This is a genomic window from uncultured Devosia sp. (assembly GCF_964244875.1).
GTDB lineage: Bacteria > Pseudomonadota > Alphaproteobacteria > Rhizobiales > Devosiaceae > Devosia.
This window is the reverse complement of sequence record NZ_CAXTKA010000011.1, coordinates 18,519-40,790: the sequence shown is the minus strand read 5'-3', so window position 1 is coordinate 40,790 and position 22,272 is coordinate 18,519. Positions and strand designations below refer to the sequence as shown.

General features: G+C 62.3%; 23 protein-coding genes. 6 read left to right on the top strand and 17 right to left on the bottom strand.

The genetic code is table 11. The annotated features are described in order from the left end of the window. The first annotated feature begins 220 nt into the window (after nt 1-220). Nucleotides 221-2,431: a PAS domain S-box protein gene (locus ACFE8X_RS13125; RefSeq protein WP_375451932.1), complete on the top strand. Its 2,211-nt coding sequence runs from the start codon at nt 221-223 to the stop codon at nt 2,429-2,431. On the opposite strand, the gene ACFE8X_RS13120 is transcribed toward ACFE8X_RS13125, so the two are convergent. The 6 genes from ACFE8X_RS13120 to ACFE8X_RS13095 all read right to left on the bottom strand — a co-directional run bounded on the left by ACFE8X_RS13120 (nt 2,432) and on the right by ACFE8X_RS13095 (nt 6,637). Then, nucleotides 2,432-3,325, bottom strand: coding sequence for a PhzF family phenazine biosynthesis protein (locus tag ACFE8X_RS13120; protein ID WP_375451931.1), 894 nt, complete (start codon nt 3,323-3,325; stop codon nt 2,432-2,434). It abuts the gene before it with no gap. 62 nt (nt 3,326-3,387) lie between these two features. Continuing rightward, nucleotides 3,388-3,882: a heme-degrading domain-containing protein gene (locus ACFE8X_RS13115; protein WP_375451930.1), complete on the bottom strand. Its 495-nt coding sequence runs from the start codon at nt 3,880-3,882 to the stop codon at nt 3,388-3,390. 181 nt (nt 3,883-4,063) lie between these two features. Beyond that, nucleotides 4,064-4,561, bottom strand: a complete 498-nt coding sequence (locus ACFE8X_RS13110) for a heme-degrading domain-containing protein (RefSeq protein WP_375451929.1) — start codon at nt 4,559-4,561, stop codon at nt 4,064-4,066. 133 nt (nt 4,562-4,694) lie between these two features. After that, entirely contained in the window at nt 4,695-5,714 is a 1,020-nt protein-coding gene (ilvC, locus tag ACFE8X_RS13105) for a ketol-acid reductoisomerase (protein WP_375451928.1), read from the bottom strand. Nucleotides 5,715-5,728: 14 nt separating this feature from the next. Next, a complete protein-coding gene (locus tag ACFE8X_RS13100; RefSeq protein ID WP_375451927.1) occupies nt 5,729-6,385 on the bottom strand; it encodes a TetR/AcrR family transcriptional regulator in 657 nt (218 codons plus the stop codon). Between the two features lie 72 nt (nt 6,386-6,457). After that, the gene (locus tag ACFE8X_RS13095) at nt 6,458-6,637 is read right to left on the bottom strand and encodes a hypothetical protein (RefSeq protein WP_375451926.1); all 180 of its coding nucleotides are present in this window, start codon (nt 6,635-6,637) and stop codon (nt 6,458-6,460) included. Between the two features lie 168 nt (nt 6,638-6,805). Between ACFE8X_RS13095 and ACFE8X_RS13090 the strand changes: the two genes are divergently transcribed. Continuing rightward, the gene (locus tag ACFE8X_RS13090) at nt 6,806-7,933 is read left to right on the top strand and encodes an NADH:flavin oxidoreductase/NADH oxidase (protein WP_375451925.1); all 1,128 of its coding nucleotides are present in this window, start codon (nt 6,806-6,808) and stop codon (nt 7,931-7,933) included. Nucleotides 7,934-8,053: 120 nt separating this feature from the next. Continuing rightward, nucleotides 8,054-8,491, top strand: coding sequence for a hypothetical protein (locus ACFE8X_RS13085; protein ID WP_375451924.1), 438 nt, complete (start codon nt 8,054-8,056; stop codon nt 8,489-8,491). Between the two features lie 6 nt (nt 8,492-8,497). Here ACFE8X_RS13085 and ACFE8X_RS13080 read toward each other — a convergent pair whose 3' ends face one another. Both ACFE8X_RS13080 and ACFE8X_RS13075 read right to left on the bottom strand, forming a co-directional pair. Continuing rightward, a complete protein-coding gene (locus tag ACFE8X_RS13080) occupies nt 8,498-10,420 on the bottom strand; it encodes a potassium transporter Kup (protein ID WP_375451923.1) in 1,923 nt (640 codons plus the stop codon). Nucleotides 10,421-10,584: 164 nt separating this feature from the next. Continuing rightward, the gene (locus ACFE8X_RS13075) at nt 10,585-11,187 is read right to left on the bottom strand and encodes an NADPH-dependent FMN reductase (RefSeq protein WP_375451922.1); all 603 of its coding nucleotides are present in this window, start codon (nt 11,185-11,187) and stop codon (nt 10,585-10,587) included. Between the two features lie 342 nt (nt 11,188-11,529). On the opposite strand from ACFE8X_RS13075, the gene ACFE8X_RS13070 reads away from it, so the two are divergent. Beyond that, nucleotides 11,530-11,850 carry a hypothetical protein gene (locus tag ACFE8X_RS13070; protein ID WP_375451921.1) on the top strand — a complete coding sequence of 107 codons (321 nt, stop codon included), beginning with the start codon at nt 11,530-11,532 and terminating at the stop codon, nt 11,848-11,850. Nucleotides 11,851-11,906: 56 nt separating this feature from the next. Here ACFE8X_RS13070 and ACFE8X_RS13065 read toward each other — a convergent pair whose 3' ends face one another. Beyond that, the gene (locus tag ACFE8X_RS13065; RefSeq protein WP_375451920.1) at nt 11,907-13,109 is read right to left on the bottom strand and encodes a multidrug effflux MFS transporter; all 1,203 of its coding nucleotides are present in this window, start codon (nt 13,107-13,109) and stop codon (nt 11,907-11,909) included. Between the two features lie 190 nt (nt 13,110-13,299). On the opposite strand from ACFE8X_RS13065, the gene ACFE8X_RS13060 reads away from it, so the two are divergent. Next, nucleotides 13,300-13,947, top strand: a complete 648-nt coding sequence (locus tag ACFE8X_RS13060; protein WP_375451919.1) for a TetR/AcrR family transcriptional regulator — start codon at nt 13,300-13,302, stop codon at nt 13,945-13,947. 2 nt (nt 13,948-13,949) lie between these two features. Here the strand turns inward: ACFE8X_RS13060 and ACFE8X_RS13055 are convergent, their stop codons facing one another. From ACFE8X_RS13055 to ACFE8X_RS13030, 6 genes are all read right to left on the bottom strand, one after another. Continuing rightward, complete coding sequence (locus ACFE8X_RS13055; protein WP_375451918.1) at nt 13,950-14,684, bottom strand: pyridoxine 5'-phosphate synthase; 735 nt, start codon at nt 14,682-14,684, stop codon at nt 13,950-13,952. Between the two features lie 76 nt (nt 14,685-14,760). Further along, a complete protein-coding gene (gene ilvN, locus ACFE8X_RS13050) occupies nt 14,761-15,315 on the bottom strand; it encodes an acetolactate synthase small subunit (RefSeq protein WP_375451917.1) in 555 nt (184 codons plus the stop codon). Between the two features lie 156 nt (nt 15,316-15,471). Further along, nucleotides 15,472-17,235: an acetolactate synthase 3 large subunit gene (locus ACFE8X_RS13045; protein ID WP_375451916.1), complete on the bottom strand. Its 1,764-nt coding sequence runs from the start codon at nt 17,233-17,235 to the stop codon at nt 15,472-15,474. A 654-nt stretch (nt 17,236-17,889) separates the two neighbouring features. Next, nucleotides 17,890-18,105 (bottom strand): cold-shock protein, encoded by a 216-nt coding sequence (locus ACFE8X_RS13040; RefSeq protein WP_299744093.1) that lies wholly within the window; start codon nt 18,103-18,105, stop codon nt 17,890-17,892. Between the two features lie 308 nt (nt 18,106-18,413). Beyond that, nucleotides 18,414-18,686, bottom strand: a complete 273-nt coding sequence (locus ACFE8X_RS13035) for a glycine zipper domain-containing protein (RefSeq protein WP_375451915.1) — start codon at nt 18,684-18,686, stop codon at nt 18,414-18,416. 86 nt (nt 18,687-18,772) lie between these two features. Further along, a complete protein-coding gene (locus ACFE8X_RS13030) occupies nt 18,773-19,153 on the bottom strand; it encodes a DUF423 domain-containing protein (protein ID WP_375451914.1) in 381 nt (126 codons plus the stop codon). 90 nt (nt 19,154-19,243) lie between these two features. Here ACFE8X_RS13030 and ACFE8X_RS13025 point away from each other — a divergent pair, with 90 nt between their 5' ends. Beyond that, nucleotides 19,244-20,656 (top strand): MATE family efflux transporter, encoded by a 1,413-nt coding sequence (locus ACFE8X_RS13025; RefSeq protein ID WP_375451913.1) that lies wholly within the window; start codon nt 19,244-19,246, stop codon nt 20,654-20,656. On the opposite strand, the gene ACFE8X_RS13020 is transcribed toward ACFE8X_RS13025, so the two are convergent. Then, a complete protein-coding gene (locus tag ACFE8X_RS13020) occupies nt 20,653-21,363 on the bottom strand; it encodes a hypothetical protein (protein ID WP_375451912.1) in 711 nt (236 codons plus the stop codon). The genes ACFE8X_RS13025 and ACFE8X_RS13020 overlap by 4 nt on opposite strands. Nucleotides 21,364-21,402: 39 nt before the next feature. Further along, nucleotides 21,403-22,272, bottom strand: a complete 870-nt coding sequence (miaA, locus tag ACFE8X_RS13015; RefSeq protein WP_375451911.1) for a tRNA (adenosine(37)-N6)-dimethylallyltransferase MiaA — start codon at nt 22,270-22,272, stop codon at nt 21,403-21,405.

Below are 22,272 nucleotides of genomic sequence, written 5' to 3'. Positions count from 1 at the left end.
GGTTCTTTCCGAGCATGCGCGAGATTGCCTTTTTGTGCAAGTCCCCCACGTTCGGAGCGGCCGCGGCAACGCCCGGTTTGTACGCCAAGTACCGGCATTCTCTCGTCAATCTCTTCTTTACCCCGCATCCGCATTAATACGGATGCCATCGGAATTGTCGTCTCGCGGGAACGGGACGGGCCTCCTTGCCGACGGCTTGATGCCCATGGACGGGATTGTGATGAACATATTCGGCAAACTGCGGCGCCCTGTGGAAATCGACACGGCCCACGACGAACTCCTGCGCGAATTGCAGGCCAAGAGCGAGGCTATCAGCCGCTCCCAGGCGGTCATCGAATTTGCCATGGACGGCACTATTCTGGCTGCCAACGAAAACTTTCTGCTGACGATGGGCTATCGTGCCGAAGAGATCATCGGCCAGCATCACAGCATTTTCGTCGAGCCGCCGCTGCGCACCAGCAACGAATACAAGACGTTTTGGCAAAACCTGAACAAGGGCGAATTCTTTGTCGCTGAATACCGGCGCATCGCCAAGGACGGCCGCCACGTGTGGCTGCAAGCCTCCTACAATCCAATTCTCGATGCCGCCGGCAATCCGCGCAAGGTCGTCAAATACGCCAGCGACGTTACTGCCGCCAAGCTGCGCAACGCCGACCACGAAGGCCAGATCGCGGCCGTCGGCAAATCCCATGCAGTCATCGAATTTGGCCTCGACGGCACCATCCTGTCGGCCAACCCGCTGTTTCTCGCCGCTGTCGGCTACGATCTCGAGCAGATCCGGGGGAAGCACCACGCCATGTTCGTCGTACCCGCCGAGGCAGCCGGCGACGACTATCGCGCCTTTTGGAGCCGGCTGCGCCAGGGCGAACACGTTTCGGGCGAGTTCAAGCGCCTGGCGCGTGGCGGCCGCGAAATCTGGCTGCAGGCCTCCTACAATCCGATCTTCGGATTGGACGGAGCCCCGTTCAAGATCGTCAAATATGCCAGCGATGTTACCGAAGCCAAGCTGAAGGCTGCCGATTTCGCCGGGCAGATCGCCGCCATCGGCAAATCGCAGGCCGTCATCGAATTTGCGCTGGATGGCACGATCCTGAATGCCAACGACAAGTTCTGCGCCGCCGTCGGCTATGCCCGTCACGAACTCGTCGGCCGCCATCACCGCATGCTGATGGACCCGGCGGAGGCCGAGAGCGCTGCCTACCGCACCTTCTGGGCCGACCTCAACCAGGGCAGGTACGAGGCCGGCGAGTTTCGCCGCCGCGGCAAGAACGGCAACGATATCTGGATCCAGGCCGCCTACAATCCCATCCTCGATATGAACGGCAGGCCGTTCAAGGTGGTCAAGTTCGCCACCGACATCACCCAGGAGGTGGCACTGCGCGAACGGCATCACCAGCTGTCGCTGGTTGCCAACGGCACCGACAATTCCGTCATCATTACCGATGCCAATCGGCGGATCGAATACGTCAATAACGGCTTTGAACGCCTGACCGGCTACAGCATGGCGCAGGTCCTCGGCAAAAGCCCAGGCGCCTTGCTGCAGGGTCAACACACCGATCCAGCCACGGTCAAGCGCATCCGCGACAAGCTCAATCGCGGCGAACCCTTCTACGAGGAAATTCTCAACTATTCCGCCAGCAAGGAACCCTACTGGATCAGCCTTGCCATCAACCCGGTTCATGGCGCCGATGGGCAGTTGGAGCGCTTCATCTCCATCCAGGCCAACGTGACGGCCACCAAGCAGCAGGCGCTGGAATATACCACCAAGCTGGACACCATCGGTCAATCCAATGCCTTGGCCGAATGGGAAACCTCGGGCGCCATTGCCAGCGTCAACGATGCGCTGGTCGATTGGGAAGGCCTGTCCGGCGGCGACGCCGTGCGCCTCACCCGGCTGCTCGGCGATGGTGAACTCAAAAAGGTTCTGGACGGCTCCAGCGTCCGGCGCGAAGTCGCCTGGCCCAAAGCCAGTGGCGAAACGCTTTATCTGGACGCGGTGTTTTCCGCGCTGCGCAATCTGCAGGGCAAGGTCACGCGCGTGCTGATGTGCGGCATCGACACCTCCGACCGCCGTCTGATGATCGATCAAACCAGCCAGGTCATGCGCGATATGCTGCAGCGCATTGCCGATATTGTGACCAATATTGACTCGATCGCCTTCCAGACCAACATCCTGGCGCTCAACGCCGCAGTCGAGGCCGCTCGAGCCGGCGATGCCGGACGCGGCTTTGCCGTCGTGGCCGCCGAAGTGCGCACCTTGGCCCAGCAATCCACCACGGCGGCGCGCAACGTCAACCTCTTGGTTACCGAAAGCCGCGAGCGCATGGCCGGTCTGTCGCGAACCCTGTCCAACCTGGACAAGGCGGACGCCGCAAGCTTGCCCCAACTCAGCGATAGCGCCGCCCTGTCACCGCAGCGCCTGCGCGCCTGATCAGTCGTCGAGGTCCAGTACCCCCTCGCCCACGATCACCGCATGGCCACCTATGCCGCCATGCACCAGCACGTCGCTGTCCTTGCGCAACTGGATGGTGATGCGGCAGGGCCGGCCCATCTCGACGCCTTGCCGCAAGACGAAATCGGCCTGCCCGGTGCCGATATCGGCGTGCTCGGACAGGAGCCCGATCAGCGCCGCTGCCGCAGCGCCCGTTCCGGGATCTTCCCCCAGCCCCATGCCCGGCGCGAACATGCGGGCGGCCAGGTCGTTGTCGGGCTCGTCCGGCGTTGTGGTAAAAACATAGACGGACTGGCGGCCATGCGGAAACGCCAGCGGCCAGATCTGCATGTTGCGCTCGAGGCGGCGCAGCGCATCGCTGTTGCGCACTGGCACCAGATGGAACTCGACCCCCGCCGAATACACCCCCGGCTGATAGACGCCGCATCCGATGTCCTCAACCTCAAGGCCCAGGGCCTGGGCGAGGATAAGCTTGTCGTTCAGCGCTGCGATCCGCGCCGGCAGGCGCGGCAGGCCGAACCTGGCCTCCCCGCTCCGCTTGTCGCTGCGCTCGAACAAGGCAGTGATCAAGCCGACTTTTTCCTCGAGACGCACGGCGCTGACCTTGTTCTGCAAGCCCAGCACCACCGCGGCACCCACCGTTGGATGACCGGCGAACGGCAGTTCCACCATGGGCGTGAAAATGCGCACCAGCGCCGTGTTGCGCTCGCCATGCGGCTTCTGGATGAAGACGGTCTCGCTCAACCCGAACTCGCGCGCGATCGCCTGCATTTCGCCATCAAGCAGGCCATCGGCCTTGCACACCACGGCGAGCGGATTGCCCTTCAGGCGCTCCTGTGTGAACACGTCGAGCAACAGATAATTGAGTTTCATGGTGGCCCCCGCACTGACACTCAGATCGGCTCAAATTGCGCTTTCAGTCAAGCCGCGCCGCGCTAGTCCGGGGGCAAGGCGAGCAATCTTTCGTCCAATCCCAGATGCCGGCACAGCGCTGCAACGGCAACGCCATGGTCGCTGCGTCCCGGCAGGCCCGAAATGGTCAGGCACCCGATGATCCCCGCATTGCGCACGCGCAGCGGAAAGCCGCCGCCGGCAATCACATAGTCGCTCGCCGGCGCATGAACGATGTCGGAAAACACCGCATCCCCGCCACGCTCGACCACCATGCGATAGCTCGCTCGCTGAAAGCGCCGCACCGTATTGATCTTGCGGCGGACCCATTCGGCATTGTCGGCGGTGGTGCCCGGCGTGGCCGCGAAAAACATCTGCCGGTCCCAGCTGCGAACATCCACCACCAGCGACAGGCTTTCGGCCACCGCCCGCTGGTAGATCCCGCTGCCCAGCGCGAACGCTACATGTTCGTCAAATGCAGGCAGCACCAGCTCCTGCTCCTGGCGCTTGATCAGCGCGATATCGGCGGCAGCTTCCATGCTCAGCCCTCCCTGCGGGTCAATGCCGTCCAACCTTCGGCGACGACCAGTCGGCGCGGCCGCACCGCGCCGCATTAGCATCCGCCTTTGACGGAAATTCCGGCAAGTCCATCTGACGCGATTCGGGAAATCCAGCCAACTGCGTCAGGCTTGGACCAAACCGCTTGGGCAAAGAAGACCGCTATACCGGCAGCAATGCCAGATCGTCCGGATTGCGCCCAATGGCAACGGCGATCGCCCGGCGGGACAACTCGTGGTCGTCACGCTCGCTGAGGCCGGAAGTCGCAACGGCGCCAACCACGCCAAGTCCCGCCATGACGATGGGAAAGGCACCCCCGGCAATGACGTACGTGCCCGCATCCACCGCCCAGCTGTCCTCGAACAGGCGCGGCTTGTCGCCACGCTCCAGCACGATGCGGTACGTGCTCTTCATCTGCAGGCGCACCGTATTGGCCTTGCGCTCCACCCAGCCGCGATTGCCACCCGAAGCACCCGCCGTCGCGCCATAAAACATGGTCCGGTCCCACAGATACACACCCACTGCGATCCCCTTGCCAAGCGCCCTGCCCGCCTCGCGCACATGGGCGCCAAGGGCAAAGGCAACGTCTTCGTCAAACCGGGTGAACACCAGCTGACGCTCCTGCTCGGCAATGATTTCCAGATCGCTTTCCACGGACACGAACCGACTCCTCTATGTGTTCCGCAGCCATATTATCGATAATACGTACTGCTGTCGCGCCCGATTTGACGCCCAAACGAAAAAGGCCGCGCGATTGCGCGCGCGGCCTTGATGTTACCGATAGGCCAGGGCCTCAGTTCTTCGCCTTGTCCACCAAAGCGCCGGCCTTGATCCAGGGCATCATGTCGCGCAGCTTGGTGCCGACTTCTTCGATCTGGTGTTCGTCCGCAAGGCGACGCGTCGCCTTGAAGCGCGAACCCCCCGCCTTGATTTCCTGCATCCACTCGGCGGTGAACTTGCCCGACTGGATATCCTTCAGCACGCGCTTCATTTCGGCCTTGGTGTCGGACGTAATGATACGCGGGCCGCTAACATATTCGCCCCATTCGGCAGTATTTGATATCGAGTAGTTCATGTTGGCGATGCCGCCCTGATAGATCAAATCGACGATCAGCTTGACCTCGTGCAGGCACTCGAAATACGCCATTTCCGGCGCATAACCAGCCTCGACCAGGGTCTCGAAGCCGGCGCGGATCAGTTCCACCAAGCCACCGCACAGCACGACCTGCTCGCCGAACAGATCGGTCTCGCATTCCTCGCGGAAATTGGTTTCGATCACGCCCGACCGCCCGCCGCCGACGCCCGAAGCATAGGCCAAAGCGATATCATGGGCATTGCCCGATGCATCCTGGTGCACCGCGATCAGGCACGGCACGCCGCCACCCTGCTGATATTCCCCGCGCACGGTATGGCCCGGGCCCTTGGGCGCGATCATGATCACATCGACACTGGCCTTGGGTTCGATCAGGTTGAAATGCACGTTGAGGCCATGCGCGAACGCCAGCGCCGCGCCATCGCGGATATTGGGCTCGATGTGCTGCTTGTAGATATCGGCCTGCAATTCATCCGGCGTCAGCATCATGATGACATCGGCCCAGGCGGACGCTTCGGCGACGCTCATCACCTTGAGCCCCTCGCCTTCGGCCTTTTTGGCCGATGCGGAACCGGGACGCAGGCCGACGGCGACATCGGTTACCCCGGAATCGCGCAGGTTCAGCACATGGGCGTGGCCCTGGCTGCCATAGCCGATGATGGCGACCTTGCGCGACTTGATGATGTTGAGATCGGCATCACGATCGTAATAGACACGCATTGGAATTCTCCCTTTTATTGCGTTTTATCCGCCCCATAGAGGGCAAAGAATTGATCCGTCGCGGTCTTCACATCGGCTTCGATGTTCTCGGCGACATTGGTTTGCGTCAGCGTCTTGTCGCCCAGGAGCAGCCGGATCTGCACGTCGCGCACCACTAGGCCAAAAAACGTGCGATAGGCGTCCTCGCTGCCCTCGAAACGCAGCAACCGCGCATCACGCCCCGCCTCTAGGATTGGCTTGAGCCGGCGACGGATCGCCATCGGCCCGTTTTCCAGCACGATGGCGCCCAGGCTGTCTTTTTCCTGCGCCGCATGGGTCACGGCGGTGCGGTTGAGCGTCACCGAAATTTCCCCGATCAGCACCGTCAGCAGGTCGCGCGCGAACTGCTCGACGCTCAAACGCAGCGACTTGGCATTGAGCCCGGACCGGCTCACCTGCGGCATCCGCACCTTGGCGGCCTGCCACTGCACCGTCGCCGTCAACAAGCCGTCGCGGTCACCGAACCATTTGTAGAGCGTCTCCTTGGAACATGACGCCCGCCGCGCGACGGCCGTCATGGTCAGCCCGTCGCCATTCTCCACCAACAGATCAAGCGCTGCCGTCAGCACGGCCTGCTGGCGGGGCGTAAACACCTCTTCCTCTTGTCTGCTGACGACCGGCATGCGCAACATCGACTGGCCCCACCCGCGAGAACACTGCCGTACCGTACGGTACGGTTCTATGCAAGCACAAACTTGGTTTGGCTAAGCGGGGATGGCCAAGCCTTGGCGACAGGCGCCGATCCAGCGGTTGCACCGGGCCAGCAGCAGTCCGAAGCCGGACGCCCCGGTATCGGCAGCAGCCAAAGTCTTGAGCGGCGCCGCCTCCGACACGCTCAGCGAGCCTGCAGCAGCCAGCGCCTCCAGATCGAGCATGATTTTCATGGCGCTATTCCCCCCAACGGTTCACAGATATCGTGCCGCTCCGCGGCCGCCAAGCCCGCACGCCCGCCCATGCGCGACAAGGCCGTCAGCTTTGTTCCATCGGCACTTGCCGATGGATACCTGATTGTGCATGCTTGCGCCTGTTCCCCCGTTATGTACGAGCCCTTCATGTCCCAGCTATTCTCTCCTGCCACCCTGCGCGGCCTGCATTTGCGCAATCGCGCCGTCGTTGCGCCGATGTGCCAATATTCGGCCAAGGATGGCTTCGCCAATGACTGGCACTTAGTGCATCTGGGGCGCTTCGCCATCGGTGGCTTCGGTCTGGTCATCCTCGAAGCGGCCGGGGTAACCCCCGAAGCACGAATTTCCTACGCGGACCTGGGCCTGTGGCAGGACGAGCATATCGCGCCGCTGTCGCGCATCGTCGATTTCCTGCACAGCCAGGGCGCGGCCGCCGGCATTCAACTGGCACATGCCGGTCGGAAAGCCTCGACGCCGGTCACCTGGCACGATGAGCTGATCAAGACCGACGCCGGCAAGATCGAAGCTGGCTACGAGCAGTGGACACCGGTCGGGCCGAGCGCCGTCGCCCACAATGCCGATCCCGCCTTCACCACGCCGACCGCGCTCGATCAGGCCGGCATCGATGGCGTGATCCAGGCCTTCGTCGCGGCCGCGATCCGGGCCGAAAAGGCCGGTTTCGACACTGTGGAAATTCACGCGGCCCATGGCTATCTCCTCAACCAGTTCCTCTCGCCCCTGGCCAATAGCCGCACCGACCAATATGGCGGCAGCCGCGAAAACCGCATGCGCCTGCCCTTGCAGGTGGTCGAGGCGGTTCGCGCCGTCTGGCCGGCCGACAAGCCACTCCTGGTGCGCATTTCGGTCAGCGACAATCGCCCCGACGGCTGGCAGCCCGAGGATAGTGTCGTGCTGTCCCAGGAACTCAAGGCGCGTGGCGTCGACGCGGTGCATTGCTCTAGCGGCGGGTTCGATGGCGGCGTGATCAATTCAGTCGCCAATTATCAGGTGCCATTCTCCAAGACCGTCCGTGATGGCGCCGGTATTCCCACCATCGCTGTCGGCCTGATTTCGACGCCCGAGGAAGCCGAAGCCATTCTGGCCGATGGCGCTGGGGATTTCGTCGCCCTGGCGCGCGGTGCCCTGGACGATCCCAACTGGGCCGTCCACGCCAGGCTCGCGCTGGACGGTGCCAATTACGATCTGTGGCCCGACCCCACCAAGCGCGTCGAGAGCATGGACCGCTCGCTCAAGCGCCACAGCTTCGCGAAATAATCTTCCGCAACCATCGTCAAACCGCCCTGCCCGCAACGCAAATTTGCCGTTATCGGGCAGGCACTCTTGCGCTCGAACGTCCCGGTCACCAGATCGGGTTATGGGCAAGGGAGATTGAACATGGGCATGGATACCAAGGCCGCTATCCTGGCCTTGCTGGCGGTCTGGGGCGTTGGTGCCGCCAGCACCGCCCCGGCAACTGCGCAGGATACCGAGGAAACCACCGACGATGCCGGTGACGATGGCGAAAATCCTTTGCTCGACCGCGTTTGGGTGCGCGCCGATGCCGACGCCAACCTGCCCGGTCCGATGCAGATCTTCCTCGAAGACGGAACCCTGGTCACCGACAGTTGCTGGGAAACTTATCGCCTGTCGAAGTGGCAACAGGTCTCGGCCAATGCGATCAGCTGGGATGAAGACGGCACGACCATCAATGCCGATATCGCCTTGATCAGCCCGACCGAATTGGTGCTCAACCTAAAGCTCGGCAACGAGATCCAGGAACAGCGCTTCGTCGTCGCCACCACGCCCTATGTGTGTCCGGACATGCAGAAGTAGCGCTGGCTACAGAGCGAGTTGCGTGCCGATTTCCACCACGCGCCCGGTTGGAATATGGAAATACTCCGTGGCGTCGCTGGCATTGCGCGCCAGCCGCACGTAGAGACGGTCCTGCCAGAACCGCAGCAGGCCTTGCTTGTTGCCCGCCTTGAGCGACCGGCGCGACAGAAAGAACGACGTGCTCATGATGTCGAACTTCCAGCCCAGCTTGCGCCCGAGCGCCAACGCCTTGGGAATATTGGGCGTCTCCATATAGCCGAAGGTCACCACAACGCGGCTGAACAGCTCGTTATAGGCCTCGATCCGCACTTTTTCGTCGTCGTTGACCCGCGGTGACGCCGAAGTCTTGACGGTCAGGATCACGTTCTGCTCGTGCAGCACTTTATAATGCTTGAGGCTGTGCAGCAGCGCCGTCGGCGCCCCTTCGATATCGCTGGTCAGGAAGATTGCCGTGCCCGGCACCAGCGTCGGCTTCTTCTTGGATAGATTCTCGACCAGGAATTGCAACGGCACTTCGTCGCGCCGCGTCTTGTCGGCCAGGCGCTGTCGGCCCGAAATCCATGTTGCCATGACGATGGCAGCAGCTGCCGCCACCAGCGCCGGCATCCAGCCACCCTGGAACAATTTCGACGCATTGGACGCAAAAAACCCGGCGTCGATTACCGCGAACACCACACCAAAGGCAACTACCGCCAGGGGATGCCACTTCCAGGCCCGCCACATCACCACAAGCAACAGCATCAACGTCACGATCATGACGCCAGACACGGCAATGCCATAGGCGTTGGACAATGCTCCCGAACTACCAAAAATGACGACCAGCACCAGAACGCCAATCATCAGCATGGTGTTGATCTGGGGCATGTAGATCTGCCCACTCTGGGTTTCGGACGTATGCATGACCTCCAGCCGGGGCAGCATATTGAGCGCGATAGCCTGCTGCGCCAGGCTATAGGTGCCTGAAATCACCGCCTGGCTGGCGATCACCGTCGCCGCGGTGGCAAGCCCCACCATAGGCACCAGCGCCCATTCGGGCACCATCTCGAAGAAAGGGCTTTCGACGTTCTCGATGCCGACGCTCAGAACGAACGCGCCCTGCCCGAAATAATTGAGCAGCAGGCAGGGAAAAACCATCCCGAACCAGGCGATCACGATCGGCTTGCGCCCGAAATGGCCGAGGTCGACATAAAGCGCCTCGGCACCCGTCACCGCCAGGAAAATTGCGCCCACCACCACAAAGGCAATGCCGATATGGGTGGCGAGAAAGCTCACGCCGAGGAACGGATTCAGCGCCGCCAGCACGCTGGGATAGGCCACGATATGCACGAGGCCCGAAATACCCAGCGCCAGGAACCACACGGCCGTAATCGGTCCGAATACGGTTGAAACTTTGGTCGTGCCGAACCGCTGCACGAAAAACAGCACGACGATAATGACCAGCGTGATCGGCACTACGAACCGCGTTAGGCTCGGCGCCACCAGTTCCAACCCCTCCACGGCCGAAAGCACGGAAATAGCCGGCGTGATGATGGCGTCGCCAAAAAACAGCGCTGCCCCCAATACGCCCAACCCGGTAATCCAGGCCGGCGCGCTGGTAAAGGTCTTGCGCGCCAGCGCCACCAGCGACAGCGTGCCCCCTTCCCCATTATTGTCGGCACGGGTGACGAAGAAGATGTACTTGACCGTCACGGTCAGCGTCAGCGCCCAAACGATCAGCGACAACAGCCCCAAAATTTCGCTGTCATGGGACGCGGCGCCGGGACGAATGCTCATGGCCTGGCGAAATGCATAGATCGGACTGGTGCCGATATCGCCATAAACGACGCCCAGCGCACCCAGGATCAACACGTTGAGGTCGGTGCGCGCGTGTCCGCCAGTCTCGCTCGCCTCGCCACCGGCAGAGAGGCCGGGCGTGTTCGTCTGCGTCATGAACGGTGCGCTCTCGTGGGTCTAAGGCGGCGCCTCTCTACACCCGGCACCGGTCACACACAACACTTTGCTGCCACATTGGTTCAAACCGCCTCAACAGCAGGGGCCACTCCTTGCGAAGCGGCCCCTCTCGGTAAACGAAGCTTTGGAGGTCTTCGAATAGGTTACTCGGCGGCGGCGCGAACGGCGTCCTGCTCGCGCGCAGCCTTGGTGGCGGCAGTCCACCAGGTCAGCTGGTCCAGCATGTCCTTAGCCGACGGGGCGATATTGGCTTCGATATCGGCCAAGGTCTTCTGGCCAAACAGGATCGGCATGAAGTCGCTGCCGCCGATGTGAACGGCCGAGCGGACCGGCACCATCTGCAGCTCGACAGAAATATTGCGGGCATGCTCGATAGCGCGGGCGCCACCGACCGAACCATATCCGACAAAGCCGATCGCCTTCCGGTTCCATTCCTTATAGGCTTGGTCGAACGCATTCTTGAGCGCGCCGGTGACCGACCGGTTATATTCAGCGGCGATGACGATGTAGCCGTCGAATTCGCCGATCTTGTTTTGCCAGGCAATGGCGCGCGGATCTTGCGAAGGTGCCCAGGCGTTCGAAGTGGCCTCATTGAACAGCGGCAAATCAAAAGTCTTGAGGTCGACGAGCTCGACATCGAGTTCGGGGCGTTCGGCGGCCAGGTCGGCGATCCACTTTGCCGGCTTGTCGCCGAAACGGGCGTCGCGGGTTGAACCGATGATGACGGCAATCTTGAGTTTGGACATGGAAGCCCTCCTTGGTAACAAATCGTAACTGAGGCGATATATGTGCCTTCCATCCCGTCTCACAAGGGGGCACGCAGGTGTGGCACAGGCACATTCCCTTGCCATAGGCACCTAAAGGTAAGTATTTGCCAATCCTGGAGTTTGCCGATATCGGCGTCGCCACCCGACGCCTCGATCAGTCGATCGTATCGGCTTCGGGAACAAACCGTTCACCACCCCGATCAAGTATTCGCCGTGTTTTAACTGTCGCACCGGCACCGACAGTGCATTTTATCAGCGTTTGTTCTACAAAACTGCGCCGGGAATTTCGGCTTGGGGGACAGAATCATGTGGATACGACAATTGACCGCAATTGCGGTCGCCGGCGCTATGGTCGCGCTGAACATGTCTTCGGCTGCTGCGCTCGATCGGCGCGTGCGCATCAACAACAATACCGACTACGATATCGTCCAGTTCTACGCGTCCAACAAGGGCACTGATAGCTGGGAAGAGGACATCCTTGGCGAAGACATTCTGCCGGCGGGCAACAGCGTTCTCATCAACATCGATGATGGCAGCGGCTATTGCAAATTCGATTTCCTGGCCGTGTTCGAGGACGATGATCAGCTCGTCACGCGCGACAACAACGTTTGTGAATTGACCGACTTCAACTTCAATCCCTGATCGGCCTGATCGGCAAAGGGGCGCCGCTCAGCGAACGCGCCCCTTTAATCTCCACTTTATTCGGCTGCAGCCGGAGCCCCAACGCCGCCCTTCATGGTCACCCGCGTCAGGGTGAAAGCAATGACGGCGCACACGGCAATGCCGATAACCATGGGCTTTGCCGTGCCATCGAAGAACGCCCCGACAATGCCCATCACCACTGCCGCCGTCACCATTTGCAGCGTCCCCATCAGGGCCGAAGCAGTGCCGGCAATCTTGCCGTGGTTCTCCAGCGCCAGAACGGCGGTCGTGGGAATCACCAACCCCAGAAAACCGTAGCCGACGAACAGCAAGGTCGCCAACACGTCGAGCCGGTCGACCCCGAGCCCGAACAGCGCCGCCAGTGCGACCATCACCACGATGAAGCCCGTGACCGAGGTGCGCACCACGCTGTTGAGACCATAGCGGCGCGTCAGCACCCCGGTCATCTGCGACACACCGATGAACGACACCGCATTGATCGAGAACATCACGCTATATAGCGTGGGATTCAGCCCATAATGCTCGATCAGGATAAACGACGAATTGGCCAGGTACGCCATGAAGCTGGCCATGCCGAAAGCGCCGATCATCGACAGCCCAAGGAAATTGGCATCCTTGAGCAACACGCCATAGCCCTTGATCGCGCTGCCGACGCCGCTTTCGGTCCGGTCGGCCGCCGGTCGCGTCTCCTTGAGGAAAAACCCGATCAACGCCAGACCCAGCACGCCGATTACCGCGATAGCCCAAAAAATCGTGCGCCAGTCGCCAAACTGCACCATCAGGCTGCCGGCCAGCGGCGCCAGGATCGGCGATACCGAAAACACCAGCATCAACAGGCTCTGCAACTGCGCCGCATCGGCCCCGGTATAGCCATCGCGCACGATAGCGCGCGGTAGAGCCATGGCGGCGCAGGCACCGACGCCTTGCACGAACCGGGCAATGATCAACCATTCGATGCTGGGCGCCAGCGCGCAACCGATCGCGCCGAGGCTGAACACGGCAATGCCGAAATAGAGCGGCGGCTTGCGCCCGACCATGTCGCTGACCGGGCCATAGAACAATTGACACACCGCAATCGCCGCCATGAAGGCCAACAGACTCATTTGCACCTCGGCGGTGCTGGCCTGCAGACTGACGCCGATGGCCGGCAAGGCGGGGAGATACATATCGATTGCGAAAGGCCCGATAGCCGAAAGCAGGCCGAGCACCAGCGCCGCGCGCAGCAGGGTTGAGTTCATCGCCGAATACCTTGTTGACCGCCAGGCAGACGCCGGCAGGTCGCGTGTTGAGAATGTGAACGGCGGAGCGAGGGAGGTCGCCATGACCGCACCGTCATTATTGGACACAAGTGTAAAGCCCGTCAACCACCCGCGTCCAAAAAATTGGACAAACTTGTAAACCGTCTGGATTGGTGCTATTTCGGACGCAATGAGCCAGATCGAAGCCCTCGCCACGCCTTCTGTCACGCGCCCGGCATCCAAGCGCCAGGCGATTCTCGACGCCGCCAAGCGCGCCTTCGTGCGCGACGGTATCGGCGCCGTCGGCATTGACGCCATCGCGATCGATGCCGGTGTGTCACGCCAAACCGTTTATAACCAGATCGGCGACAAGGATCAGCTCTTCGTGGCGGTGGTGGAGGATGTCACCACCCGCTCCAGCGCGCTGTTGATGGCCACGCTTGCCACCTTCCCCGACCGCCCCGGCGATCTGCAGGCGGACCTGACCGATTTCGCCGTGCGTCTGCTCGGTCGGTGCATGTGTGATATCGATGGGCGAGCACTGAGCCTGCTTCTGGTGCGTGAAAGCCACCGCTTTCCCGAACTGTTCGAAACCTGGCACCAATATGGACCCGGCAAGGACTGGCCGGCGCTCGCTGCCTGTTTCGACCGCCTGGCCCGCAACGGCTATCTCGACATCACCGATGCCAGCCTGGCTGCCCGCCATTTCATGGCCCTGATCAATGCCGATCTTCCCACCGACCAGGGCCCCTGCGTGCGCCCCAGCGAAGAAGCGCTGCGCAGCACCGCCACGCTCGGCGTCTCGACATTCCTGCGCGCGTTCGGCGCCCGCCCCTAATCCTATCCCCCTAATACCGCCCGGTATTGCCGCACTGCCTCGGCAAATCCGAGCAGCAGTGCATCGGCGGTAATGCCGTGGCCGATCGACACTTCGGCGATATCGGGCATCACCTGCATGAACACCGGCAGGTTCTCCAGCGTCAGGTCGTGCCCGGCATTGACCACCAGCCCCGCCGCATGCGCCGCCCCCGCCGTCACGGCGAGCAGCCGCAAATGCTCGTCCCCTTCCGGCGTGCCATAACTGCCGCCATAGGGCCCGGTATAAAGCTCGACCCGGTCGGCGCCGATCGCCTTGGCCAGCGCCGGCGCCAGCGGATCCTCGTCCACGAACAGCGAAATCCGGATACCAGCCGCCTTCATCCGCGTCATCGCCGGCACGAGGATATTGTGGCTGCCCGCGATGTTCCAGCCGTGATCGGAGGTATTCTGGCGCGGATCGTCGGGCACGAACGTCACCTGGTCCGGCGCGATTTCCTCGACCAGGGCCAGGAATTCGGGGCTAGGATAGCCCTCGATATTGTATTCGGCCTCGGGATACTCCGCCCTCAGCACCTCGGCCAGTTCGAACACATCGGTGCGCCGGATATGGCGCTCATCGGGCCGCGGATGGATGGTGATGCCGCTGGCACCCGCATCGAGCACCACCCGCGCAATTCCCGTGACGCTGGGCCACGGCAGGTCGCGCCGATTGCGCAACTGCGCCACCGCATTGAGATTGACCGAAAGATGCGTCATGAGAACCGTTCAGACAGCGAGTGGCGAGCGACAACGCTAGCCGCTTGGCTGTCCGATCGCCACTCCCTAACCGCTTTCACATCCCATCGGGCCCCCGCGAAATCGCGGCCAGCCCCGTCCGCACGACCTCCACCAGCCCCAGCGGCGTCATTAGCGCAATGAAGCTGTCGATCTTGGACGATTTTCCGGTCAGCTCGAACACGAAGCTGGTCACCGACGCATCCACGATCTGCGCCCGGAACGCGTCCGCCAGACGCAGCGTCTCGGCCCGATGATCGCCCGAACCGGCAACCTTGATCAGCGCCAGCTCGCGCTCGATCGAAGCCCCCTCCGCCGTCAGGTCATGCACCTTGTGCACCGGGATCAGCCGCTCCAGCTGCAGCTTGATCTGCACCAGCGTCTTGGGCGTCGCTACCACGACCACCGTGATGCGGCTCAAGCGCTTGTTGTGCTCGGTCTCGCTGACCGTGAGACTGTCGATATTGTAGCCTCGCGCCGAAAACAGCCCGACCACCCGCGCCAGAATCCCCGGCTCGTTATCGACCAGCACCGACAGCGTGTGCTTTTCGATCTGCTGAGTTTCCTGAGTGAGGAAATAGGCGGAGCCGGTCGGCTGCAAATGTGCGTTCATTATTGTTATTCCCTTTCAGTGCGGTGGCTGACCTCGTGGTTCGAGGCTCGCAAGCGCTCGCGCCTCACCATGAGGTCTCGCGAGCATCCAATCCTTCGGCCCTCACGGTGAGGTGCGCCCAATGGGCGCCTCGAACCACGAGGGCTGGGTACGATGTCAGACCAGCGCCCGTCCCTTTTCGTCGATGATGTCCCCGATATTCGCCGTATCCGGCAAAATGATCTCGTTATGCGGCTTGCCCGATGGAATCATCGGCAGGCAGTTCTCGTCTTTTTCCACCAGGCAATCGAACAGCACCGGCCCATCGTAATCCAACATTTCGGTGATCGCAGCGTCGAGCTCCGCCGGGTTCGAGCATCTTATGCCCTTGCCGCCATAAGCCTCTGCCAGCTTGACGAAATCGGGCAGCGACTCCGAATAGGAATGCGCATATCGTGAGCCGTGCAGCAGGTCCTGCCACTGCCGCACCATGCCCATGCGCTCGTTGTTGAGGATGAAGATCTTGACCGGCAGGCGATACTGCACTGCCGTCGAAAGCTCCTGCATCGTCATCTGCACGCTGGCCTCGCCGGCAATATCGATCACCAGCGCCTCGGGATGCGCCACCTGCACGCCCACCGAAGCCGGCAGGCCATACCCCATCGTCCCCAGCCCGCCCGATGTCATCCAGCGGTTGGGCTTGTTGAAATGAAAATGCTGCGCCGCCCACATCTGGTGCTGGCCCACTTCGGTGGTGATATAAACGTCCCTGTCCTTGGTCAGCTCATAGAGCCGCTCGATGGCATATTGCGGCTTGATGACGGTATCAGAGTTCTTATAGCCCAGCGAATTGACCGCCCGCCACTTGCCGATCTGCTTCCACCACGGTGCGATCGCCTCGGTGCGCGGCTGGTTGGTCTTGCTGCGATAAATGCGCACCATTTCCGCCAGCACCCGCGCACAATCGCCGATGATCGGCACATCCACCGCAATCACCTTGTTGATCGAAGACGGGTCGATATCGACATGGATCTTGCGGCTATCGGGCGAAAACGCATCCACCCGCCCGGTGATCCGGTCGTCGAACCGCGCCCCGATATTGATCATCAGATCGCAGTCATGCATGGCGAGGTTCGCTTCGTACGTCCCGTGCATGCCCAGCATGCCCAGCCACTGCGGATTGGACGCCGGGAATGCCCCCAGTCCCATCAACGTCGACGTCACTGGAAACCCGGTCAGCTCGGCCAGTTCGCGCAGATGCTCGGAAGCCTCCGGTCCCGCATTGATCACCCCGCCCCCGGTATAAAACACCGGCCGCTCCGCACGCAGCATCAGATCGACCGCCGCCTCGATGGCTCCATGATCGCCGTCCATGCGCGGCTGGTAGCTGGGATGGCGCAAGTTCTCGATATCGGGCTTGGTGTACGTTCCCAGCGCGAACTGCACATCCTTGGGAATATCGATCACCACGGGCCCCGGCCGGCCCGTGGTCGCGATCAGGAAGGCCTCGTGCATGATCCGCGGCAGGTCGTTGACGGTCTTGACCAGATAATTGTGCTTGGTACAGGAGCGGGTAATGCCGACCGTGTCGCACTCCTGGAACGCATCCGAACCGATCAGGTTGGTCGGCACCTGCGCCGTGATGCAGATCAGCGGGATGGAATCCATCAGCGCATCGGTCAGCCCGGTAACGGCGTTGGTGGCCCCCGGCCCCGAGGTCACCAGCACGATGCCGGGCTTGCCGGTCGACCGGGCATAGCCCTCGGCCATGTGGGTAGCGCCCTGCTCGTGCCGCACCAGGATGTGCTGGATCTTGTCCTGCTGGAACAGCGCATCATAGATCGGCAGCGCCGCCCCACCCGGATAGCCGAAAATATGCTCGACCCCCTGATCGGTCAGCGCCTCGATCACCATTTCCGCGCCGGTCATCTGTTCGGCCATCTTCGGTCTCCTCGGTCAGCCGCACTGGGCAGGCTGTCTGTTCCGTTTGTTGGCGCCTTTAGTCCGCATCGCCGGAAAAAAGGCAATAAAAAAGGCCCCGTTCGGGACCTGTGTTTCGCGCATCAGCGTGCTCGCGGGGCGTTACCCCACGGTGCCAATGCGCGTTCGTACGACGAGAATGGATGTCCGCACGGGACCTCTCCTTAAAGTTCTAGCCGCTTTGATATCGGCAAACGCCGCACGGTGTCAAGCCGGGACCCAGATCCATGCTGACTTAAGCAACCGATCGCGTCGGCCCTTGGGGTAAGGTTATCGAGTCAGGACAAGGCTCTTGGCGCAGTAATGCAGTCCACCCCTCCCCTTCACGGGAAGGAGCCGTCCCGACCCGGACGGGATCGTGCCAAGCCATAACGGACAGCCATCGCCACCTTGTGGGGAGTGCAGGGACCGCATCCGAACCATGAGATGGCAAGGCTTGGCCGTTCGAACCAGACAGTCCAAAATTAACCTCGACATGACTTAAACAACAACTGCCATCGCGCGTTTCTGCTTCAACAACGACCGTCCGAGACTGCTAGCATCCTAACCAAATCAACAACGGCAACAAAAAAGGCCCCGCGAGGGGCCTTTCTCATCATTGCGATCCAACTGGACTTAGCTGACCAAGGTCAGGTTCGTTGCCGAAACCTTGCCGTCACGGCCGGTCTCGAGCTCATAGGTCACCTTGTCGCCTTCATACAGGCCCTGCAGGCCCGAACGCTGGACAGCGGAGATATGAACGAATGCGTCCTTGTCGCCGCCTTCAGGCGAAATAAAGCCGAAGCCCTTGGTAGTATTGAAGAATTTGACGGTGCCGGTAAAGGTCGACATGCTTGTGATCCTCACAAATGAGTGGTTGCCGCACTGCGCGGCTAAGGGTTGAAAACCAGGTTTTGCAACACGCGAGACCCGGGCCTAACGATTCACAGATCAGGAGGTAGCCAAGCTTCCCGGCGAGCCGGTCGATCAGATAGCGCAAGACGAGTGTAAACGTATCTCTCGAATATGGCGTCAATCGAAGACGATTACAAGGCAATTCCCGACTCGAAAGAAAACACCCGACCCAAGACTAGTCTCGGATCGGGTGCTTTGGCGCCGTTTCGGCGCGCAGCCGCATGGGGCGATGCGGCTGTTAGCGTTTAGCCGCGCGGGCAGGTATCCTGGTAGCGCTGGCCACGTGAGTTTTCGTACCAGCACAGATTGTTGCTGTTTGGTACGCGACCGAGAACATTGCCGGCAGCGGCGCCAACGACGCCACCCACACCAGCGCCAACGACAGTGCCGAGCACCGAGCCGGTGGTCGCCGCGCCGACGATTGCGCCGGCACCCGCGCCAACGGCGGCGCCTTGTTGGGTAGCGGTGCAGGCAGTCATCGACAGTGCTGCGCAGGCGACGATCAGGAACTTATGCATTTAGGAAAACCCTCCGATAACAGTCAGGGCTCAAACGTGCGGCCCCGCACTTGGTTCCAATACAAATTCAACCAAACTATGTCTGGTTATTGCGCTGCCTGGCTTTGGCTCCAAAGCCCAGCCGCGATCACGGCGATCCATCCCGCGATCATCCCCATTCCGCCCAGCGGCGCCGCCAGCGGAAACGCGGCCCGCCCCAGATACTGGCGCGCCAGCAGGTCGCCCGCAAACACCAGCGTTCCCAGACCGAGCAGGATTGCCGCCGCGGCGAACAGTCGTCCCCGGGGTCCCGCCAGCCCCAGCGCCAGCAATGCCGGTCCGTGCGCCAGGCACACCATGGCGATGGAACCCAGATTGGACCCCGCCCCGCCATGCGCCGCGCCGGCCGCCGCCATCACCCCGCCGCCGCCCAGAACGCCGGCAAGCGCAATCGTTATGCGCTCAAACCCCGGATTGGTCCTTGCCATGACTCTCCTCCCAGCTGGTGCCAAATGGCCCTCCCCTTTCGCCTGCCCTCGCCTTCGGCTAGAGCAGGGGCGCGAATGGGACGACATAACATGACCGACCACCTGACGGCAGCGCGCGGCGATGCCGCACCACGCATTTCGCCTTCGATCGGCTGGACCACCGAACTGCGCGCCATGTTCACCCTGGCCTGGCCGCTGGTGATCGCTCAATTGGCGCAAAACGCGCTGACCACGACCGATGTCATCATGCTGGGCTGGCTGGGTCCGCGCTACCTTGCCGCCAGCACGCTCGGCACCACCTTCCTCATGCCGTTCCTGCTTGCCGGTTTCGGCATCGTGGGGGCCGTCGCGCCGCTGGTGGCACAAGCCAGGGGTGCGCGCGACATCAAGGCCGTACGCCGCATCGTGCGCCAGGGCGCCTGGGCCGCCATCGCCCTGGGCGCTGTGATGGTGCCGGTCATCTGGCAGATCCGGCCCCTCTTCTTAGCTCTGGGCCAGGACCCCGATGCCACTGCTATGGCCGAGCAGTTCATTCACATCGCCGTCTGGATGCTGTTTCCGGCTTTGTTGCTGACCCTGTTGCGCTCGCTTCTTTCGGCCTTCGATGCGACGCGGATCATCCTGGTGATTTCGGTCGTCGGTTTCCTGTTCAACCTGGGGATCAATTATCTGCTGATTTTCGGCAGTTTCGGTTTTCCCCGGCTGGAACTGCGCGGCGCGGCCGTCGCCACCCTGTCCACCAATGTGCTGATGTTCGCCCTGATGCTGGCCTATGTGCTCCGGCATCGCAGGCTCAAGCGCTTCCACATCCTGCATCATTTCTGGCGACCCGATTGGTGGCGCTTTCGCCAGATTTTTCACATCGGCGTCCCGATCGGTCTGACGGTGCTGGCCGAGGTCAGCCTGTTCACTGCCGCCGCGCTGCTGATGGGCCGGCTGGGCACCGACGAAGTCGCCGCCCATGCCATCGCTTTGCAATGCGCCTCCATGGCTTTCATGGTGCCCTTGGGCATCGGCGCCGCCGCCACCGTGCGCGTCGGCATGGCCTATGGCCGCAGCGACCCGCATGGCGTGCGCCGCGCCGGCTGGACCGCGATCGGACTCGGCGTCGGCTTCATGGCGCTGTCCTGCCTGGTCTTTCTCACCCTGGCCTCCTGGATCGTGGCCCTGTTCCTCAACGCCGGCGATCCTGCCAATGTCAACGCACTGGCCCTCGCGGCCAGCTTTCTCGTCGTCGCCGGTGTATTTCAGCTCGTCGATGGCGCCCAGGTCGTTGCCGCCCATGCCCTGCGCGGGCTCAGCGACACCACCATCCCCATGCTCTTTGCCATTGCCGGCTATTGGCTGATCGGCCTGCCCATCGCCTATGTGCTGGGCTTTGTCCTGCAGTGGCGCGGCGTCGGCATCTGGCTTGGCCTTGCCGCCGGGCTCGCCTTCGTCGCCATCGTGCTGGTCATTCGCTTTGCGATGCGTGAACGACTGGGCCTGATGCGCACGCGTTAGTACCCGGTAAGGCCCTGGATCAACTCGGCGCGCGCCCGCTTGCCTGCGTCCGAATCCATGTCGGCCAGCACGTAAAAAAATGCCGCAAGGGCCGGGCACAGATCCGGGTCTTCGGCTCGTCCCTCTTCCATCGTGGCAATATAGGAGGCCGGATTGCCCCGCGCGACCACCTGCCCCATCACCTCGGCCCAATCCGCTTCGCTCGCCTGCCCCACCACGTCGGGATCCTCCAGCGCGCTGGCAACGGCAGCGAAATAGGCGGCCGCCTGCACATCGAGTTCCTTGCCATAGCCGGCGGAGCGCCCAAGCGCGAACAGCGCGCCCGCGCCATCCACAGCGAACCCGCCACACACGTCCGCCCCGTCGCGCTGCAGCACGCTGTCATAAAAACCGGCGAGCCCCAGCACCAGCAGCGCCGACATGTCGGCCCGCGCATATTGCAGCTTGTCCGAATACACCTTGCGCAGCGCTGTCAGGCTCTGGAACGCCCGGTGCAGCTTGATCGGCGGCGACACTTCGCTGCGGTCGATCTCGGAAAAAGCCTGCTGCAACGCTCGCAGGTCCTGCGGAAAATCTGCCGTCAACACTTTGGTAGTGAGTGGAAACTGCTGCTCGAACAGCGTCGCCGTCCGCACCGCTGGCTCCGCGCCCTGAACCATAGAACCGGTAGTCAGAATGAAGATGGCAAGCGCAATGGATTTGATCATGCCCACACTGTGCAAAGGCCCGCCGCATGCGTCAATCGCCTATTGCCGCGGCCAGTCACCCATGCGGTTGCCAAACCATGTCCGCTGCCGCTTGGCATATTGGTGCGTGGCCGTAATTGCCAACCGCAAGGCCTCCTCGCGGGTGATCCGCCCCTCCAGCCAGGCCGAGATTTCCGGCACCCCGATCGCTTTCATCGCCGGCAGGCTCGCATCGAGCCCCTGCTGCAGCAGCGCCTCGACCTCCGCCACCGCGCCGCCCTCGAACATCGCCTCGAACCGCCGCGCGATCCGCTGCCGCAACACCGCGCGATCTGGGTCCAGCACCACCCGTTCGATCGTCCAGAAATCCAGCATGCCGGCTTGCGGCGCGTCCTGAAAGCTCGAAATCGTCCGCCCCGTGGCGCGCTTGACCGCCAGCGCCCTGATCACCCGCTGTGGGTCCGCCACCTTGAGCCGCGCCGCCGTATCGGGGTCCTCCCGCTGCAACAACGCCAGCCTTTCCGCACCGTCCAACGCCTGCACCTCCTCCTCCACCGCCAACGCGATCTCAGCCGGCACCGGTGGAATTTCGGCGAATCCATGGATCAAAGCATCGAAGTAAAGCCCCGTCCCCCCAACAAAAATCAGCTTTCGTCCAGCCGTTTCGTTGATCACGGCACCCACTGCCTCGAGCCAGCGCCCGGTGGAAAACCGCTCCCCCGCCGGCGCTGTCCCGTAAAGCCGGTGCTCCGCCCCCGCCAGATCCGCCGCCCCCGGCCGTGCCGTCACCACCGCCAGCGTATCGTAAACCTGCATGGCATCGGCATTGACGATCACCGCGTCGCCCTCTGCCGCCAGCGCCAGCGCCAGCGCCGACTTGCCGCTCGCAGTCGGACCCGCTATCAGCACTGCAGCGCGCCTGCCGCCCAT

Bases quoted from the DNA above. Each gene is read 5' to 3' on its own strand.
- ACFE8X_RS13055 (WP_375451918.1), bottom strand. From the start codon at position 14,684: ATGACGCATCTTTCGGTCAATCTCAATGCGGTGGCGCAGTTGCGCAAT.
- ACFE8X_RS13025 (WP_375451913.1), top strand. From the start codon at position 19,244: ATGACCGACCACCTGACGGCAGCGCGCGGCGATGCCGCACCACGCATT.
- ACFE8X_RS13060 (WP_375451919.1), top strand. From the start codon at position 13,300: ATGAGCCAGATCGAAGCCCTCGCCACGCCTTCTGTCACGCGCCCGGCA.
- ACFE8X_RS13065 (WP_375451920.1), bottom strand. From the start codon at position 13,109: ATGAACTCAACCCTGCTGCGCGCGGCGCTGGTGCTCGGCCTGCTTTCG.
- miaA (WP_375451911.1), bottom strand. From the start codon at position 22,272: ATGGGCGGCAGGCGCGCTGCAGTGCTGATAGCGGGTCCGACTGCGAGC.
- ilvN (WP_375451917.1), bottom strand. From the start codon at position 15,315: ATGAACGCACATTTGCAGCCGACCGGCTCCGCCTATTTCCTCACTCAG.
- ACFE8X_RS13075 (WP_375451922.1), bottom strand. From the start codon at position 11,187: ATGTCCAAACTCAAGATTGCCGTCATCATCGGTTCAACCCGCGACGCC.
- ACFE8X_RS13100 (WP_375451927.1), bottom strand. From the start codon at position 6,385: ATGTTGCGCATGCCGGTCGTCAGCAGACAAGAGGAAGAGGTGTTTACG.
- ACFE8X_RS13020 (WP_375451912.1), bottom strand. From the start codon at position 21,363: ATGATCAAATCCATTGCGCTTGCCATCTTCATTCTGACTACCGGTTCT.
- ACFE8X_RS13045 (WP_375451916.1), bottom strand. From the start codon at position 17,235: ATGGCCGAACAGATGACCGGCGCGGAAATGGTGATCGAGGCGCTGACC.
- ACFE8X_RS13040 (WP_299744093.1), bottom strand. From the start codon at position 18,105: ATGTCGACCTTTACCGGCACCGTCAAATTCTTCAATACTACCAAGGGC.
- ACFE8X_RS13080 (WP_375451923.1), bottom strand. From the start codon at position 10,420: ATGACGCAGACGAACACGCCCGGCCTCTCTGCCGGTGGCGAGGCGAGC.
- ACFE8X_RS13090 (WP_375451925.1), top strand. From the start codon at position 6,806: ATGTCCCAGCTATTCTCTCCTGCCACCCTGCGCGGCCTGCATTTGCGC.
- ACFE8X_RS13095 (WP_375451926.1), bottom strand. From the start codon at position 6,637: ATGAAAATCATGCTCGATCTGGAGGCGCTGGCTGCTGCAGGCTCGCTG.
- ACFE8X_RS13085 (WP_375451924.1), top strand. From the start codon at position 8,054: ATGGGCATGGATACCAAGGCCGCTATCCTGGCCTTGCTGGCGGTCTGG.
- ACFE8X_RS13120 (WP_375451931.1), bottom strand. From the start codon at position 3,325: ATGAAACTCAATTATCTGTTGCTCGACGTGTTCACACAGGAGCGCCTG.
- ACFE8X_RS13035 (WP_375451915.1), bottom strand. From the start codon at position 18,686: ATGCATAAGTTCCTGATCGTCGCCTGCGCAGCACTGTCGATGACTGCC.
- ACFE8X_RS13115 (WP_375451930.1), bottom strand. From the start codon at position 3,882: ATGGAAGCTGCCGCCGATATCGCGCTGATCAAGCGCCAGGAGCAGGAG.
- ACFE8X_RS13125 (WP_375451932.1), top strand. From the start codon at position 221: ATGAACATATTCGGCAAACTGCGGCGCCCTGTGGAAATCGACACGGCC.
- ilvC (WP_375451928.1), bottom strand. From the start codon at position 5,714: ATGCGTGTCTATTACGATCGTGATGCCGATCTCAACATCATCAAGTCG.
- ACFE8X_RS13030 (WP_375451914.1), bottom strand. From the start codon at position 19,153: ATGGCAAGGACCAATCCGGGGTTTGAGCGCATAACGATTGCGCTTGCC.